Below are 17,625 nucleotides of genomic sequence, written 5' to 3' on the forward strand. Positions count from 1 at the left end.
TAGTAGGCGTTGATCATCAAACTTCATAATTGCTTCTCCTTCCTTCACATAAATATAATTTACAAGTAATTATATTTATGGAAATAGCTCTAATGTAGACTATATCATAATTTACTAAAATATAAATATCATTTTTCTTCCCAATGAAAATTCCTGTTTTTTCATATATTTCGATACAAAAAAACTTTCTCAACACAAAAATAAGAATTTTCAGTTTTTTATCCCATGAAAATCTATTATAATAAAGTTAATAAATGTTTGACCTCTCCTAATTCATGTACATATGGATGATCAGTAGTTGCTGCTACTGATCTATTTTTTTGATTTCAGAAAGCAAATACGCCGCATCCTTTCCTACACCACAAATAAGTGCCGAACCCCTTTGAGATTGCCAGGGCAATCCGATATAATACAATCCTCTTACTAGACTTATTCCCTTTATATGATTAGGAAATCCTTTCTCATTCACAGCCTTTTCTATTTCAATCCATTTATAATCTTGAACAAAACCAGTTGACCATATAATACTTTGTGCCCTATACGTATCACCATTCTGAAACATAATGTTATTTTCTGATGCACTTACTACTTTTCCCCATAGTTTCATTGCTTCATTACGAATGAGTTCCTTACCTTCAAAACCAAAAATAGGATCCTTTCTCTTCTGAAACCACCTTCCTCTCTTTGTATTTATTTCAGCATACAATAAACCTATTTTTTCTAACCAATTGAAAATACTTTTTCTAAAAAGATGTAACGGTAAAAACGTTAAAGGATGACTGATAGACATCGTAACTTCATGAGTTTTTGCAAGTTCTACTGCTATTTGCATGCCTGAATTCCCGCCACCTACTACTAGTACTCTTCCCTTTGGAATTTGCGATGGTGATATATATTGTGATGAATGTATTTGAAAAATATGTGATGAAAGATGTTGTGAAAATGAGGGGATGAATGGTTGCTGAAAACCACCTGATGCGATAATAACTTTTTTCGATTGTAAAATTTCTGTAGGAGTGTGTAATTCAAATATTTCTTTCTCTTTCCTTATTTTTAAAACTTCAGTTTGCAATTGTACGGGTAATTTATAATGCCTTGCATATCCTTCTAAATAATTTGCAATCTCATCTTTATATGGAAATCCATTTTTCTCTCCTATTAATGCCATACCTGGCAAACTACTATATGCCCTCGGTGTAAAAAGCTGCAAAGAATCATATCGGTTTCTCCATGAATCACCAATTTGGTTTCCCGCCTCAAGTAATAAGAAACTATATCCTTCCTGCTTCAAGTAGTATCCCATTGTTAATCCAGCTTGACCAGCTCCAACGATAATTATATCTTTCACTCCAATCCCTCCTTCTCCCAAACACATGAATACATGTTCATATGTTCATACGTTTCCATAATCATAACATTTTATTTTTATATAATTCAATATCTACCCAAAATAAAAAGAGCAGTTTACTATAAAGTAAACGCCCCTTAATATGTATCATCTCGTTACTCATTAATATTTCAATTGTCCCTAAAGGATCTAACGGCCCATACACACTATCACCTAAATTTATTATCATTTCGACCTTACGACGTGAAATATCTTTTAATACCGCCTTTAAAGCGTGACTATTTCCATAAATATCTGAAATTATCACTATTTTTCTTTTCATTGTAACCCCTATTTTGATAAATTATTTATGACACCTCAATTTCTAAACCATTTCCTCATAAAATGTAATTCTATTTGAAAATGGATCAATCACTGTTAATTCAAGTGTATCCCAAGGTGTTTTTTCTATATTAGGTTTAGAATATAAATATTCTTTACTCGATAATACAGTTTGGTAGTTTTTTAAATCTTTCATTTTCACACGAATCGCACCGCCTGGTGATGCATCACCATGATGCTCAGATAAATGTATCACAGCATCCTTTAACGAAATTTGCATATATAATGGCATATTTTCCTCATACCGATGTTCCCAATCCAGTTTAAATCCTAAAAAATTAAAGTAAAATAACTGAGCCTTTTCAATATCAAAAATTCTAAATATAGGTGTAATCATTTATAATACCCTCCTATTTATATACATCCGCCGCCAATTCCCGCAAAACATCTACATTCATCACTTCAAAACATCCATTATTTTTCTTTATAATCTCTTTATCACAAAAAACATTTAATGTTCGTAATAAATGCCGATAACTCGTTCCTAACAATTCGGCTGTTTCCGTTAAATTCCCACTAAACACAATTCTATTTCCGTGCTGAACCGCTCGTTCCCCTGCTGCTAACATATAACTCGCAAGTCGATTTTCAAGCGGATATAGTAAATTAATTGTACTATTTTTTGAAAGTCGATTTAATTTATTGGCTAAAGAACCGCAAATGCATCTTAAAAATTTCGCATCATGAAACAACTGATTTCTAACTTTCCCTAAAGGCAAACCAACACAATAAGAATCTGCCATTACTTGTACGTTTGAAGTGATCCTTTGAGAGTGAATTAACTCTACATCCCCTAACAATTGCAAGCTATCATAAAAACATAATAATACAGATTTCCCGTTACTTAATGTGTTAAACGCTTTCGCTTTTCCTTCAACAAAGAAATATAAATAATCTATCTCTTCATTTTCTCTACAAATGAACTCATTCTTTTTAAAAAATATAAGTTCCATATATGGCTTCATATCACTACTAAAAAATGAGTCAATATTATTTTGTTTCATATAATCTGCTAATTTATTTGAATTACATACTTTCTTCATAGTTCCCCACCTTTACAACTCATCCCCATTTTAATCAAAATTTTCTTCTTCTACTATGACATATGTCATAGTAATACACAATTTCAACATGATACAGTCATTACAAACATGAAATACAAAGGGGATATTACATTGTATAACTTTCTTTCTGTCTTTATTGGTGTGCTTATTGCCATTATGCTTCCATTGAACGGAATTTTATCTGAGTTGATTGGCAATTATACAGCGAGTGTTGTCATTCATCTTGTAGGTTTAATAGCAGTTGTTTTCGTGCTAGTCCTTAACAAAAATAAAATTCACTTTGAAAAAGGTATTCCACTTTATTTATATAGCGCTGGAGCGATTGGTGTATTCACTGTTCTTTTTAGCAATATAAGCTTCTCTGCTCTTGGTGCCTCTATTACTATCGCATTAGGCTTACTTGGTCAATCTATTGCTTCTATCGTAATTGATCATTTCGGTTTATTAGGTATGAAAGTTGCGAAGTTTGAAAAGAAAAAACTAGTTGGGTTATTATTCATCTCTTCTGGAATTATTATCATGACAATTTATTAATGGGGGCAAGAATATGTTATATATTTGTATCGCTATTTTAGTTGGAGTATCCATCGTTGTTGCTAGAATTATTAACGCGAATTTAGCAAAGAAAATTGGAAATTGGGAAGGTACGTTTTTTAATTATATTACTGGATTATTTTTCTCTATGTTATTTTTAATTTTCAGTTCAGATTCGTTGTATATTTCTAGTCATACACTGCAATCCATACCTATCGCTGTATACTTAGGCGGATTAGTAGGTGTTATCGTCATCTCATTATCAAACTATATTACTCCTAAAATTCCAGCATTTTATTTAACGTTACTCATCTTTATCGGACAATTATTTACGGGGACTATCATTGATTTCTTCTTGTCACACGAACTCTCAATGGGCAAAATTGTCGGTGGAATTTTCGTATTAATAGGGCTTACTTACAATTTACTCGTTGATCGCCCTATAAAAACTGTGAAGCATAGCCACGTACAACTATAATACTTTACGCTTACCTATCATATATTAATAGAAAAGCTCTTCAAACGAAGTAATAGAGAGGAGAATATTCTATTAAAAAAATTATTTTACTGCTAGGTAGTGTATTGATTATTTTTGGAATCGTATGGTTTTTCAACTCTGGAAAATCTATTCAAGATTTCTATACAGCAAGCAAACCAAAGAAGAAAGCTACTATTATTTCAACTCAAAGAGACCCAAATGCACCTCCTGTCTTTTTAGGAAAACAGGAAATAAAAGATATACATGTAGAGTCAATTAAAACAAGAAAATCTATCTTCCTTACAAAAACAGATGAATTAAAAACATTCATTAACAGTATGGACACAGCAAAAAAAGGCGATTTAACGCTAGATGAAGAAGGTTCTGATTCAGTAGATTGTAACATGTGGATTACTTTCCAAGATGGGACTTATAAACAATATTTAATTTGGATAGTAGATAACAACAGTAGTGAAGTTATGATTGCCCATCAAAACACTCCTGATGACGTAGACCTTACTTATTATCAATTAAATGAAGGGAATTCGAAAAAAGTATATAACTTATTTAAAAAGGTTATTTAATAGAAAAAGTCATGAGCTAATAGGCCCATGACTTTTTCTATTTATATATATTCAGGGAACACTTTACAGCTCTTTTCCTGCTCCATATCATGACCAAAGAAAACAATCGGGTTCTCTTTTATCACAACCTCTTTCAAACGTTTAATTGAAGCTAAAGCTAATTCCGGATCAAATCCAGCGAACGGCACTTCATCTTCAAAATTTTCTTTCGTATAAGATGCATCAATTGTTAATAACACAGGACCGGATTTTTCTGTCTCAATTAATAGTGACTGATGCCCCGGAGTATGTCCTGGTGTATACAATAATTGAACTCCTGGTACGACTTCATAATCCCCTTCAATGATTTTGTAGTTTAAATTCGGCAATATACATTCTTTCATATATTCTTCACTATGTTGTGCCGCCTCATATTCAGCACGCTGCACGATAATCGGTGTATTTGTAAAAGCACCATTTCCTCCTGCATGATCAAAATGTAAGTGAGAACTAATAATATACAGAAGGTCTTCTGGTTCATACCCTGCACGCTTTAAAATATTTACGATTCTATCTTCTTCAGTCATTTTTGGTAAAATCTGTCCCTCAACAAATGTACCGTCAAATAAATTTTCATTATTAACCGCACTTTCTGGCATACCTGTATCTACTATAATTGGCCCTTCTTCTGTCTCCAATAAATAACACCATACTGGTAAGTTCAATAAATTCCCCGGTGTGAGCGTACTATTAACAGAAGAATGGTCTAACATACAACGACCTGCTGGAACGAAATAAAGCTTTTTTACCGTCATTATGTATCCACCTTTTCATTTAGTTTTGGATAAGACAATACAGTAAAAATTCCTCCTGTTAGAAATAAACTCCTTCTCTTCTTCCATTGTTTCAACTATTATTTTTAGGTTGTTCACAAATTCTTCATTACAGCATTACTTATCATTTTTAAATTTCCGAATAGCAAAAAACAATAACCTAGCTGTGATATAACATATAGCAATTCCTACGAAACTAACGCTAAAATCATCTGTATGAATAGCCATAACTTTTAAAACATCTAAATTTAATACGTGACCAATTAACGAATACATAATGATAATTGCCATTACGATTAAATAATCGCTTTTGCTTAGTTTTGCTGTCATAGTCATTCACCTCGCATTATTTTCTATACTAATTGTATATTATTTATCAGAATTTTGAAACTAATTAAATGACAACATAAAAAGGAGTGTACTTTTTTACATAACAACACTTCCCATCTATAATGAAAGAGAAAAAGACTCTTACTTTAATGGAGGGAATAAAAATGAAAGCAATTGGTTTACATGAATACTTACCTATTGAAGAAGAAAACAGTTTAATTGATATTGAAGTTGAAAGACCTGTTGCCACAGGAAGAGATATACTTGTTAAGATTAATGCGATTTCCGTTAACCCAGTTGATACAAAAGTTCGCTCTCCGAAAGATAAAAAAGAAGATATAGCGAAAATACTTGGCTGGGATGCTTGTGGTGTTGTTGTACAAACTGGCGAAGGTTGTACATTATTTAAAGAAGGCGATGAAGTGTTTTACGCTGGAAGCATTACGAGACAAGGTACATATAGTGAATACCATTTAGTTGATGAAAGAATCGTTGGTAAAAAACCAAAAACTTTAAGCGATGCTGAATCTGCAGCAATTCCTTTAACAGCTATTACAGCGTGGGAAGGTTTATTCGAACGTTTAGGCATTGATTACGCTAAGAAAAGTGAAAATACATTTAAAAATATTTTAATTATCGGCGGAGCTGGTGGTGTAGGTTCAATCGCAATTCAGCTTGCGAAATGGGCTGGACTAAATGTCATCGCAACTGCTTCCCGCGGTGAAACGATAGACTGGGTGAAAAAGTTTGGTGCTGATCATACAATTAACCATCACAAACCGTTAAAAGATCAAATAGTAGAACTTGGGCTAAAAGATGTCGATTACATCTTCTGCTTAAACAATACAGATCAACATTGGCAAGCAATCGGTGACCTCATTAAACCACAAGGGAAAATTTGCTCTATCGTAGAAAATGAGCACCCTCTTGAAATGGGGATTTTAAAAAGTAAAAGCGCTACATTCGTTTGGGAGTTTATGTTCACAAAAGCGATGTATGAAACTGGTGATATGAGTACGCAGCACGAACTATTAAATAAAGTAAGCGAGCTATTAGATGAAGGTATTCTTCAAACTACTTTAAATGATACGTTAACACCAATTAATGCAGAAAACCTTAAAAAAGCACATGCATTACTTGAGGGTGGACGTACAATTGGGAAGATTGTATTAGAAAAGTTTTAATAACAAAAGTCCGATTTCTAAATAAGAAATCGGACTTTTTTATTACCTTTATTTACTTGAAATCTCTTGATCATTTTGAACTTCTAACGGAGCTCTCTTCCCTATTCCGAAAGCATAGAAACTAATTGTTACGATAGCTAAGAAAACAATACCTACAATTAGTGAAATACGAGTATCATCGTTAAACCACATACCGATTAATACCATAATTAAAAAGGCAATTGTTAAATAGTTTGTAACAGGAGCAAATGGCATTTTGAATGGATGATCTTTCATCTCTGCTCCCTTTTCTTTTCTAAAACGAATTTGACTAATTAAAATAACAAACCATGGCACCATACCAGGAAGTACACTTGCACTATATACATATACGAATAAGTTTTTCGGTGCAATGTAGCTTAAAACAACACCAACCGCTAAACCGATAATTACGCCAACTGTACCGAATAAAGGTACACCATTTTTAGAAATTTTCGCAAAATATTTTGGTGCTTGTCCATTTACACCTAACGTATACAGCATACGCCCAGCACTATAAATACCACTATTACAACCTGACATTGCCGCTGTAATAACAACGAAGTTAATAAGTCCAGCCGCTGCCGTAATACCGACCTTCGCAAAAGTCGCTACGAACGGACTACCAATTGAACTTAATTGATCCCAAGGATAAACAGTTACAATAACGAAAATAGCACCAATATAGAAAATTAAAATACGCCAAATTGTACTTTGAATTGCTCTAGTAAGTGTCTTCTTCGGATTTTTCGCTTCACCAGCAGTAATCCCGATTAATTCCACACCTTGATATGCCCCAACTACAAGTGATAGCGCAAAGAAGAATCCTGAAAAACCACCTGTGAAGAAACCACCATTTTTCCACAGATTAGATATACCAATTGCTTCTCCTCCGTTCCCAATTCCGAAGAAAATGAGACCGAATCCGGCAATAATCATTAATAAAATCGTAACAATTTTAATCATTGCAAACCAAAATTCAAATTCACCAAATGACTTAACCGAAATTAAGTTAGCCGCACCAAGAATAACCATCGCGATAACACCAGGTATCCAAGCCGGTAAATCCGGGAACCAATATTTCATATACGCCCCAACTGCGATAATCTCTGACATCCCAACGATAACCCACTGGAACCAGTTACTCCATGCCGTCATATAACCAGCTAATGGATGAATATACTTGTGACCAAATGTCGCAAATGAACCTGTGCTTGGCTCCATATACAACATTTCTCCCATGGCACGCATAATGAAGAAGATAAAAATACCTGCGATTGCATATGCAAGCATTACTGACGGACCTGTCCATTTAATCGTGCTGGCTGACCCCATAAACAAACCAACACCAATTGTTCCGCCTAAAGCAATCATTTGAATATGACGTGCTTCTAAACCTCGTTTCAATTCTTTGTTTGCCACTTCATTTCCCCCTCTTAGATGATTCATAGCCGCATTTTAAAGTAAGATGTTTTACCCCTAATTCCTCTTCGGCCCTGAAAATGATGAAACAAACGTCATTTTAGACTAACTTTAAAGCTATCCTAAAATCTTATTTTGCCTCTTATAAAATTTCCAAAACCCCTCATCTTCCTATTTTCTATAAAACTTAAAATTGCTTACTTCATATTAATTCATTTATCTGAAAAGTTCAATTATTTTTTCAATAAATCATTATACATAAATCTGATTAATTTTTAACTAAATTAACAATAAAATACATCTATTCAATATGATTCCTGTATAAATGTTATTACAATATAAATAACCAAGGAAAGCATATCTTCCTCGGTTTCATACCGCATGTACTTTAATATTTATAGTTGATAACGTCATTTCCTACCATTTAAATGCATTTTATTTCCCTTGCTACTATCACGTAAAAATTCTATTTTCACATATCATCTGAGGATTTAGTATATTAGTAAAATTACCTATCTTTGCATACCTAATACATCCGTCCAATCTTAATCACTCAATTCTTATTTCTGAGAATTGATCCTTAGTAGTACGAAAACAAAGAAGTCCAGTAATACATCACTGGACTTCTTCTTTATTTTCCAACAAAACTTCCTTATCAAAACGAACAAATTTACTCTGTACTTCCATTCCAGCTGCTTCATATACGCGGGGTGCTCCTGTAATATTCTCAGAATCTACATTCAGATGCACTTTTGAAATCCCCTCTTCGTACAATTGACCAAATGCATACTGTAACAGAGCTAATCCTAACCCTTGTTTCCGCTTAGAACGTCTTACACCTAAATGAGTAATTTCAGCTTTATTATCAGTACCCTTTTTACTAAAAATAAAGCCCACTACTTCATCCTCAACCATTGCTAGTGACCATAACGTAGGATGAAACCCAGCTCTTTCAGTACGCTGCAAAAACTCTTCTAGCTTTGAAGGTCGCGAATTCCAGTGGTCTGCAAAGGCTTCATTAAAAGCTTGATGTAATCTCTCATCATCCACACCAGGTATGTAATGTCGCACTGTAACACCATTTGGCCATAGTGGTGTTGGTATATTTGAGTTCAATTCAATCTCCATCCCCCACCATATACGCGTTGGAATAAAACCACCTTCTCTTAACACTTTTTCCTCATAGAAATTATTTGCTTGTGTTACAATCGTGCCATTCGAGCAAGACGAATTACTAACAAGCTCCGTAGCACGCTCTTCAAGCTTTGACCATATTACATGTTCAATTTCTTGATTCATATAATCAGGGTTTACAAATACGGCAGATGGAAACTGTCTTTCATTCCCTGTCAAAATTCCATAAGCGATTATTTCATCTTTATCCATAACAACATAAGAACTTTTACTAACATCAATACCTTTCCATGAGTTAGTAATGTCCTCTACCGTTGTATCAATTTCACCGTACATAGCTTGATCATAAATTGTACATAGTTTTTAAATTTGTTGTAAATCTTCTTGTGTAGTCGCTTTAACATTTAGATTGTTTACTAAGTTCCGCATACATTTCACCTCATTTAAACGAAATAATAAGATTATAATAATTAAAAATTCGAATCCTCTTGCAAAAAAACATTTCACACTGCTACTATTTTACGAAAAATATTATTGCTCTAAAACAATCAACAATACACCCGAAAGCGGAAAACTCTTTTCTTCCTCTTTTATCTTTCTTTCAATCAGAAAGATTTGATATCTTTATAACCTTATATGTCCCCCCATCCATATAGACAGGGGGACATATACCGCATCATTCTTTACTTAATACTTTCTAATTCCCATTGGTGATAATTACCTGGTGAAGTTGTATGCTCAGATTTTAAAACACGCTCACCAGCACCTACAAGCGGGGCAATACCATTATCTGCAACAGAACTAGTCCACTGGTTTTCTCTTGATGTTATATAATTAGAATCAGATTTTATATAGAAGTTCTTCTGATTAGTAAGCTTGTCTAATTTAATAGCAGATTTATTGTGATCAGTATCTAACCAACTATAGTCATAACCATTTCCAATGTTTAAATACTGATAATTACTATGACTACTATTCGTAAACTTCATAAACACTTCTTCATCTTTTTTGAATGGTTCTTCCGGTCTAGATTTACCTTTTCTTTCAAGTATTACTGGTGTTGCTTGAACGTCTGGTCCATGTATTGCTTGTTGGATAGGACCGAGTCTCAATCCATCCCAATTATTCCCCTTAAGTGAAAAGTGTACATATCTCCCATTAATTGATTGGCTTAAAGTACCAGCGCTCCAAGATTCGTTTACACCGTTAGCGAAGTTAGTAGCTGACTTCAAATAATACTGTTTTCCTTCTACTATAGGTTCTCCAGAATTATCTACTACTATTTTATCGATAGCGTCTAGATAGCTTTTATTTGAAACAAGAGGCGTGAAAACTTCAGTTTTATTGTCTTTTACATCAATTAATTCAAACTTAGCGTGAGATTCTCCAAGAGATGCACGGTTAACTGCTATGTCTACAGGTTCATTTTCTTTAGATTCATATACATTTGAATTCTGATTTCGAACTAATGTTACCTTTTGGCTCTCACCTTTTTTATTACGAACCGTAACAAAGATTTCTTTATTTAAATTAAATATACCTGGTATAACCGAAGCATAAATCTTTTTCTTGCTATAATCGTAACTGCTATATGATAGAGTTGGTTGTAGTGCACGGTAATCAAAGAAACCAAGGCTCTCACCTCGTTCTAAAAGAGAACGATTTGGACCATAACGAACTAGATTTTCTTTTGGCTGACCATTTACAATATGCTTCGCTACCCAAGCCCCCTTGCCTATCCCGCTATTTTCAAAAAATTCGTCCAGTGAAAGATTATAATCAACGCTAGCAGGTTTTGTTTTGTTCGTTCTTGGTGTATACACTCTAAATTTTGGTATAGAACCCAAATTTGTTTCTACTAATGTAGTAGAAGCATTTACATTTGATGCAAAATGCGACCAATCACCTAAATTTTCAAACTTTCCATCTTTCATTGTATATACATTCATTGTACTGGTAGGCAAGACCTCAATAGAAAGGGGTGCCCCTTGTTCTACCGCTTTTAATTCATCTAGTGTTAGAGAAATTTTCACATCGGCTTGACCTTCTATACTATCCATTAGAATTTCAGTTTTATTGTTTCCGCCTTTTGCTGTAGTTAACAAGTTGGCTTTATAACGATCTTGTGTCGCCTTAACAGTATTAATAATTTTATTACCTAATCGAATGTTAAAGTGAGGTGAAACATCCCCAGCAGACGCTGTACCCGTGTTTTTATATTCTAGATGGAAGCGCACATTTGCTGCTTTAGCTGAATCAACAGTTGTTGCTGTTGACCAATCAAAACTATTAGAGATGCTTTCTGTTTCCGTTTTTGTATTAGAGTAACCATATCCTACATTTAACGATCCTTTTCCTGAAGGTACAGGACCCACTGCCGATCCCTCAGCGCCGCCTTCAACCGCTAAACCAACATTAAAAGAATGTTGTACAGATAGACTTTTTTCCCAGCTCTTAGTACGTGATTCACCATTTGAATCTGTAATACTAGCAACCGGAGTAATATCGATACGTTTTACAGCAATTTGTAGATTTGGCACATTCGCGATCATGGGGTTAAAATCTGTATCAGAATCACTATCATAATGCTCCACTTCATAGCTATCTGTAAAAGGGTCTCCATCTGAGTTTGCACTCTTCGGATTTGTTATAAATCTCTTTTTTCCAAAGTCTTTCACTAGATCATATAACTGAGCTTCATTTTTTCCTGTCTTTTCATTAAATACAATTTTAAATCCTTTTTCTTCCACGTCATTAGGAATACCATCATTGTCCCAATCATTATTTTCCTGAGGTTCTTCCATAATCATGATTCCCTTTTTTCCAGAATCACCATAGATAATATTTTGTCCTTCCTTTAGATTGGTATCTTCTTGAAAGGTTTCCACTTTTCCGCCTTGTTCAGGCTTTGTTTCAGCTAAAGCAGGGGATGTTATCGTCAATGCCATAGTTAAACTACTTACTGCACCAAGTATTGGCTTTAATTTTTTCATCTTAGTTTTCCTTCATATTTCCTATACATGTTTGAACATCTACTAGTAAGATTGATTTCATAATATCTCACAAGTCTTTCATTTCCCTTTCGCAAATGTTACAAAAGTCTTTCACAATTTTTTTTACTTTATTGATATAACGGGTTCCGTTGCAGAATGTCTTAACACATAGAAAGATGAGAAAATTGCAGAAACAAATTTTACAAATTATTTCCTAACCAAACAAAAAGGCAGTTTTACTTTGCTATTTAATAAATTGTAAATCTGATAGGTGACAAAAATAAAAGGAACACAACTTTTTTAAAGTTGTGTTCCTTTTATTTATAAACTATTTAATTATAAAAGATAAAATCCCTATAATTACACATGCAATTCCGCTTAAGAATTGTCCCAGCCCCGCTGTTTCTCCTAAAATAAAGAAATTAAAAATATTTTTTCTTGTTTGTGTTTTCCCTATAAATGCTTCATCCGTTTTCATTCTATATATACCCCATAATACTAAGACTACGCCAAAAAGTATAAATAATAACTTTAAAATCATCGTGTAATTACCTCTGTTCAATATATTTTTTATGTATGTGATTCCTTTATTTTTATTCCATAAAGGCAGTTTAGAAAATAATGTTCCTTTTTCCATACCTCTTTATTTTTCTAGTACATCTGAACGAACTAGTTTTTAATCATCTGTTTTAATTACACCTGTTGAAATTGAACCTTTCTTCTGGCACCTGTCCATTTTTAATATTTAATGACAGGTTTTCTTTTTCAACAGAAGTGATTGAACTAGAAGAGTAAGATACTGTACTTACTTCTACTTTTAAAGAAAAAACTGGACTTACTAGAACAAGCACACGCTAAAGCTGCGGGAGTTATTTTTTCATTTGACCCATTTTATTTCTTCCTCTCTTTCATCATATCTACAAGATTACAAAAGATGAAATTATACTTATACTATTCACTTCAGATTAAAATATAATCACCCTCGATACAGTAATCTTATTATATATATCTTTCAATTTCCTTTCGTAAATGTTACAAAAGTCTTTCAACCGACTCATTTTTTTCTGATGTAACAGGAAGAGTAAACCAAAATTCACATCCCTGTTTCCCATCTTGGCGGTCCCGAACACCAATTTGTCCTTTATGCAGTTCAACTAGCGATTTTGCAATAGCTAAACCAAGCCCAGAACCTCCAGATTGTGAACTTCTTGATGGATCCGTTCTAAAAAAACGGTCAAATATACGCAATTGATCATCTGGAGAAATCCCTTCCCCTTCATCACACAAAGTGAATTGAACTTGCTGCTTCTGTTTATTTTCCTCTACAATTAATTCGATTGTTCCACATGTAGGAGAGTGCCGAATCGCGTTATGCAACAAATTATTGATAACTCGTGCTATTTTACATGGCATAATCCAAATTCGTGGTAATGTCTCAGAAACATGCAATTGCAAATCAATCTCTTTATCTTGCAATAAGATATCATGTGAATCTATTACTTTTAATAGAATGCTATCTACATGTATTAAACTTGGATGAAAAACTTCTTGTCCAAGTTCTAACTTAGAAAGGTCAAATAAATCATTAATTAATCCACTTAATCGTTGTATATCATTTAGGATTGTCTTTAAATATTGTTGTTTCATATCAGAGTCTTCAATTAATCCATCTTGTAACGCTTCTACCATCAATTGTATGCTAGCCATAGGAGTTCGTAAGTCGTGGGAAATATTCGCAATCAGCTCTGTACGTGCTTTTTCTCCTTTTTCTAACTTAGCAAAGCTTTCGTCTAGTTTTTTGGCCATTTCTTGAAAAGCTTCTGCTAATTCTTTAAATTCTTCCGGTTCTTTTCCTATTATGTACATCGTTCCAAATTGTCTATCACTAAATTGTTTGGTTAAGGCAATTAAATTTTGAATAGATCTCATAATAGGGCGTGTCATTAACCAGTAAATAATCGTAGAAATAATCATTGCTACAATTACTATTACTATTAATAATCGTGTCTGTTCTGGTCTAAGTAGCATTTGCCTTTCACTGTACCATATAGAAATCACCATGATACCCGTGCTTAATAGATTCATCAATAACAGTTGATATCGTAACTTCATTTATCGTTTCCTCCATCTGGTTCAAAACAATAACCGATGCCCCAAACCGTATGAACCCAACGATTCTTTGTTGTATGTTTCTCCAATTTCTCACGTAAACGACTCATTAATACAGTTACTGCATTTGTGCAACCTTCATACTCAAATCCCCAAATTTGTTCAAGAAGTTGAGACCGTGAAAACACCTGTTTAGGATGTTTTGCCATGAGATAAAGCACCTCAAACTCTTTCACCGTTAGCTCTATTTCATATTGACAAACAAATACACGTCTTTTCGTTGGATCAATTTTCAAATCTAGAAACTCTATCATTCCTGATTCAGGCTCTATTCCTTGAGGTGTTACTTGATTTCCTCTTCTTAGTATAATTTGTACCCTTAATACTAATTCACGAGGCGAAAAGGGTTTTGTTACATAATCATCTGCCCCCATTGTTAATCCTAAAATCCGCTCCCTTTCTTCTCCTCTCGCGGTTAACATAATAATAGGTACATTGGAATGTTGGCGAATTTCCTCACATAGTTCCCAACCATCTTTTTCTGGCATCATCAAATCTAAAATAATTAGATCTGGTTGAAATTGTTGAAATACATTCCATCCTTTTGCTCCATTCACAGCAGTGTATACCTCATACCCTTCCCTTTCTAAGTACCGTTTACATATCTCCCGTATATTATCTTCATCTTCTATAATTGCAATTCTTGTTTTCATACATTAAATCTCCTCTGTTCCTTCATCAATGGCGAATGATATAAAATCAATATTCTTAAGTTCATATTAGTTTATATACATTACATTTTTCTTTCAAAAATATAACAAAACTCTTTCACAGCCATCATAAAAAATTATCACTCAAGTAAAAAAGTTTCTTTTTCTATAGCTGAGAAAAAGAAACTTTTCAATTTAAAGATATACATGTGACTTAACCTAAATGGTATTTAGAGCAACCTTCTTTTCTCTAAATTAATTTTTCATCTCCCGTTACATTATGAATCTAACTTTTTAAGTGACTTTTGAAAGGAGCCTCTTACTTCTAGGCATAAAATATAACGTCTACTGAAACTAGGAGTTGTACTTCAAATTCAAGTTACATTATCTCTATTAAATCCAGTTTTCTTTGCCTGATCAAATCACTTCAGACCACCTATATTTCTACAAGATAATCGTCTGATTTTTCATTTCCAGAGATTTATTTGCTAGTTATGATTACATGCTATTTGGACTAACATCACCAACTGAGTCACCGTTATAAATTGGGAAAAACAGAGTAACAGTAGTTCCTTTCCCAACTTGGCTTTTTATACTTATTTTCCCACCATGACTTTCAATAATTCGATAACTCATCATGAGCCCAACACCCGTCCCTTTTTCTTTTGTACTATAAAAAGGTTCACCTAGTCTTTTAATTCTTTCTGAAGGAATACCTACTCCTTTATCTAAAATACAAATCTTAACCTCGGTACTATTATGTTTTTTCACATTAATGATGATTTCTTGACCATTTTTTATAGCCTCAATAGAATTTTGTAAAATACTATAGAAAACTTGTTTTAATTGAATTTCGCAACACTCAATCAATAAGTTTTCAACATCCATGTTCAATGCAATACGAATATTCTTCATAATTGCTTGTGTACTTATTAAGTCGACTACATTATCTAATATAGTACAAAGGTTTTTCGGTTCAAATACTGTAGCATTCGGTTTTGCAATAGATAAAAATTCTTGAATAACCTTTTCAATAGTACTGATTTCAGAAAGTATTAGGCTTAAATAGTCTTTATCCTTCCCTACTTCCTGTTGCAATAATTGCATGAAGCCTTTAATTACTGTTAATGGGTTACGAACTTTATGAGCGACCCCAGCTGCCAATTGCCCTACTGCATTAAGGGTATCTGATTTTTTTAATAATTCCGTCGTTATTGTACGCTCTGTAATATCACGTACAATAATCATAATTTCATCCTCAAAAAGCGGTAAAAGTCTTGCTTCAAAATAATAAATTTCATCATCTAGTTGTAGAGAATAATCTATTAATACAGGAGTGGATGAAGTTTTTATTTGATTAATAGCCTTCTCAAATTGCTTTATGATAGGAACTGGTAATATCTCTTGGAATTTCTTCCCTATAAATTCTTCAATTGGAACATAAAATTTGGATACAGAATTAACTTTACAATCCTTAATGGTCCCATCAAGTTCTGACAAAAAATACAAATCAGGAATTGCTTTAAAAATTAATTCTAGTTCAGTCGAGGTTTGTTTAAGTTTCTCTTCCATCCTCTTACGCTTAGTAATATCAATTCCAATTGCTCCGAAACTCCATCCTAAAGTTGGAATACTATGTAATATATTGGACCACATAATAGTTTTTATCTCACCATTTTTACATGTGATATCCATCTCCCAATCTCTAAAATCGTGACCACTTTGCAACAAATCGTTACGATTAGGTCTATGAGGATGTAGCAATTTCATCGCTTTTGGATTGTTAATTATTTCATCTGCATTATATCCAGTTACTAATTCACATTCCCGATTCCACATAATAATATTTCCTTTTTCATCAATAGCATTAATCATAATCGGCATATTTTGTAATATACTACCTAAACAATTTTCCTCATGATTTGTTATCGCATTCATTTGTGAATCTTTTTCATGAATTTTTTTAAGGTGTAATTGTTGTGTTGCCATCTCTTCAATTAGATTTGCAATGCATTTAAAATGTGTTATATGAGAATCCGCAATAACCTCTTTATTACTACTTGTTCCTATAACAAAGGTTGCTATATGCTCCTGCTCAATAATGATCGGAATATGCATTTCTTGGGACGATTGGATTTTTGGATTATGAAAAAAAGGGTCACCTTTGGAAAATATAACATTTTGATTATTATCAAGGAGACAGAATGGAACTTTAGTTAAATTATAAAATTGCTCTGTTATATTCTTAAACTCGTTTATATTTATAAGATCTTTAAGTGTGTATTTCATTATTTAACCCATCTCCTTTATATTTACTATATCTTTAAGACTCCCAATATAAATTTTCCAACTAGAAACAATAAACAATTCCCTATTACAATGATGGATTCGTTCTGAAATACCCTAGGATCAACCGCATACTTGTATAGAGTAATAATACAAAGGTTTAAACCATAAAAAGGGCCGCAAAGCTTTCTTAAAAAAACGCTATGCGGCCTTATGTTTTCTTGTTTCACCTAAATAA

Annotated in this window: 15 protein-coding genes and 2 pseudogenes; 4 read left to right on the forward strand and 13 right to left on the reverse strand. The window is 33.2% G+C overall.

What is annotated here, in order from left to right; translation table 11 throughout:
* Nucleotides 1-304: 304 nt before the first annotated feature.
* The 4 genes and pseudogenes from V7038_RS24440 to yeiL all read right to left on the reverse strand — a co-directional run bounded on the left by V7038_RS24440 (nucleotide 305) and on the right by yeiL (nucleotide 2,772).
* Nucleotides 305-1,348, reverse strand: a complete 1,044-nt coding sequence (locus V7038_RS24440) for a flavin-containing monooxygenase (RefSeq protein ID WP_002110985.1) — start codon at nucleotides 1,346-1,348, stop codon at nucleotides 305-307.
* Nucleotides 1,349-1,481: 133 nt separating this feature from the next.
* Nucleotides 1,482-1,670, reverse strand: a pseudogene (locus tag V7038_RS24445) (metallophosphoesterase family protein); the annotation flags it as partial.
* A 42-nt stretch (nucleotides 1,671-1,712) separates the two neighbouring features.
* Nucleotides 1,713-2,066 carry a glyoxalase superfamily protein gene (locus V7038_RS24450; protein WP_002110987.1) on the reverse strand — a complete coding sequence of 118 codons (354 nt, stop codon included), beginning with the start codon at nucleotides 2,064-2,066 and terminating at the stop codon, nucleotides 1,713-1,715.
* Nucleotides 2,067-2,079: 13 nt separating this feature from the next.
* The gene (yeiL, locus tag V7038_RS24455; protein ID WP_002110988.1) at nucleotides 2,080-2,772 is read right to left on the reverse strand and encodes a transcriptional regulator YeiL; all 693 of its coding nucleotides are present in this window, start codon (nucleotides 2,770-2,772) and stop codon (nucleotides 2,080-2,082) included.
* 108 nt (nucleotides 2,773-2,880) lie between these two features.
* On the opposite strand from yeiL, the gene V7038_RS24460 reads away from it, so the two are divergent.
* From V7038_RS24460 to V7038_RS24470, 3 genes are all read left to right on the forward strand, one after another.
* Nucleotides 2,881-3,327: a DMT family transporter gene (locus V7038_RS24460; protein ID WP_002121099.1), complete on the forward strand. Its 447-nt coding sequence runs from the start codon at nucleotides 2,881-2,883 to the stop codon at nucleotides 3,325-3,327.
* Nucleotides 3,328-3,340: 13 nt separating this feature from the next.
* The gene (locus tag V7038_RS24465; RefSeq protein WP_002121102.1) at nucleotides 3,341-3,805 is read left to right on the forward strand and encodes a DMT family transporter; all 465 of its coding nucleotides are present in this window, start codon (nucleotides 3,341-3,343) and stop codon (nucleotides 3,803-3,805) included.
* Nucleotides 3,806-3,909: 104 nt separating this feature from the next.
* Nucleotides 3,910-4,389 carry a hypothetical protein gene (locus V7038_RS24470; RefSeq protein ID WP_002110991.1) on the forward strand — a complete coding sequence of 160 codons (480 nt, stop codon included), beginning with the start codon at nucleotides 3,910-3,912 and terminating at the stop codon, nucleotides 4,387-4,389.
* A gap of 41 nt (nucleotides 4,390-4,430) precedes the next feature.
* Here the strand turns inward: V7038_RS24470 and aiiA are convergent, their stop codons facing one another.
* The gene (gene aiiA, locus V7038_RS24475; protein ID WP_002110992.1) at nucleotides 4,431-5,183 is read right to left on the reverse strand and encodes a quorum-quenching N-acyl homoserine lactonase AiiA; all 753 of its coding nucleotides are present in this window, start codon (nucleotides 5,181-5,183) and stop codon (nucleotides 4,431-4,433) included.
* Between the two features lie 135 nt (nucleotides 5,184-5,318).
* Nucleotides 5,319-5,531: a hypothetical protein gene (locus V7038_RS24480; protein WP_286097510.1), complete on the reverse strand. Its 213-nt coding sequence runs from the start codon at nucleotides 5,529-5,531 to the stop codon at nucleotides 5,319-5,321.
* 164 nt (nucleotides 5,532-5,695) lie between these two features.
* Between V7038_RS24480 and V7038_RS24485 the strand changes: the two genes are divergently transcribed.
* A complete protein-coding gene (locus V7038_RS24485) occupies nucleotides 5,696-6,715 on the forward strand; it encodes a zinc-binding alcohol dehydrogenase family protein (protein WP_335695768.1) in 1,020 nt (339 codons plus the stop codon).
* 48 nt (nucleotides 6,716-6,763) lie between these two features.
* Here the strand turns inward: V7038_RS24485 and V7038_RS24490 are convergent, their stop codons facing one another.
* The 7 genes and pseudogenes from V7038_RS24490 to V7038_RS24520 form a co-directional block, all read right to left on the reverse strand.
* Nucleotides 6,764-8,155, reverse strand: a complete 1,392-nt coding sequence (locus V7038_RS24490; protein ID WP_335695769.1) for an amino acid permease — start codon at nucleotides 8,153-8,155, stop codon at nucleotides 6,764-6,766.
* A 615-nt stretch (nucleotides 8,156-8,770) separates the two neighbouring features.
* Nucleotides 8,771-9,718 (reverse strand): annotated as a pseudogene (locus tag V7038_RS24495) (GNAT family N-acetyltransferase).
* A gap of 254 nt (nucleotides 9,719-9,972) precedes the next feature.
* Nucleotides 9,973-12,282: a binary toxin-like calcium binding domain-containing protein gene (locus V7038_RS24500; protein ID WP_335695770.1), complete on the reverse strand. Its 2,310-nt coding sequence runs from the start codon at nucleotides 12,280-12,282 to the stop codon at nucleotides 9,973-9,975.
* A 328-nt stretch (nucleotides 12,283-12,610) separates the two neighbouring features.
* Nucleotides 12,611-12,823 (reverse strand): hypothetical protein, encoded by a 213-nt coding sequence (locus tag V7038_RS24505; protein ID WP_002110998.1) that lies wholly within the window; start codon nucleotides 12,821-12,823, stop codon nucleotides 12,611-12,613.
* Nucleotides 12,824-13,314: 491 nt separating this feature from the next.
* Nucleotides 13,315-14,394, reverse strand: a complete 1,080-nt coding sequence (locus V7038_RS24510; RefSeq protein ID WP_002161026.1) for a sensor histidine kinase — start codon at nucleotides 14,392-14,394, stop codon at nucleotides 13,315-13,317.
* Nucleotides 14,391-15,104, reverse strand: coding sequence for a response regulator transcription factor (locus V7038_RS24515; protein ID WP_002111000.1), 714 nt, complete (start codon nucleotides 15,102-15,104; stop codon nucleotides 14,391-14,393). Before V7038_RS24515 ends, V7038_RS24510 begins: the two co-directional genes overlap by 4 nt.
* A gap of 495 nt (nucleotides 15,105-15,599) precedes the next feature.
* Nucleotides 15,600-17,390: an ATP-binding protein gene (locus tag V7038_RS24520; protein ID WP_335695771.1), complete on the reverse strand. Its 1,791-nt coding sequence runs from the start codon at nucleotides 17,388-17,390 to the stop codon at nucleotides 15,600-15,602.
* Between the last annotated feature and the right edge of the window lie 235 nt (nucleotides 17,391-17,625).

This window comes from Bacillus sp. JJ783 (genome assembly GCF_036963225.1).
In the GTDB taxonomy this organism is placed as follows: domain Bacteria; phylum Bacillota; class Bacilli; order Bacillales; family Bacillaceae_G; genus Bacillus_A; species Bacillus_A cereus_U.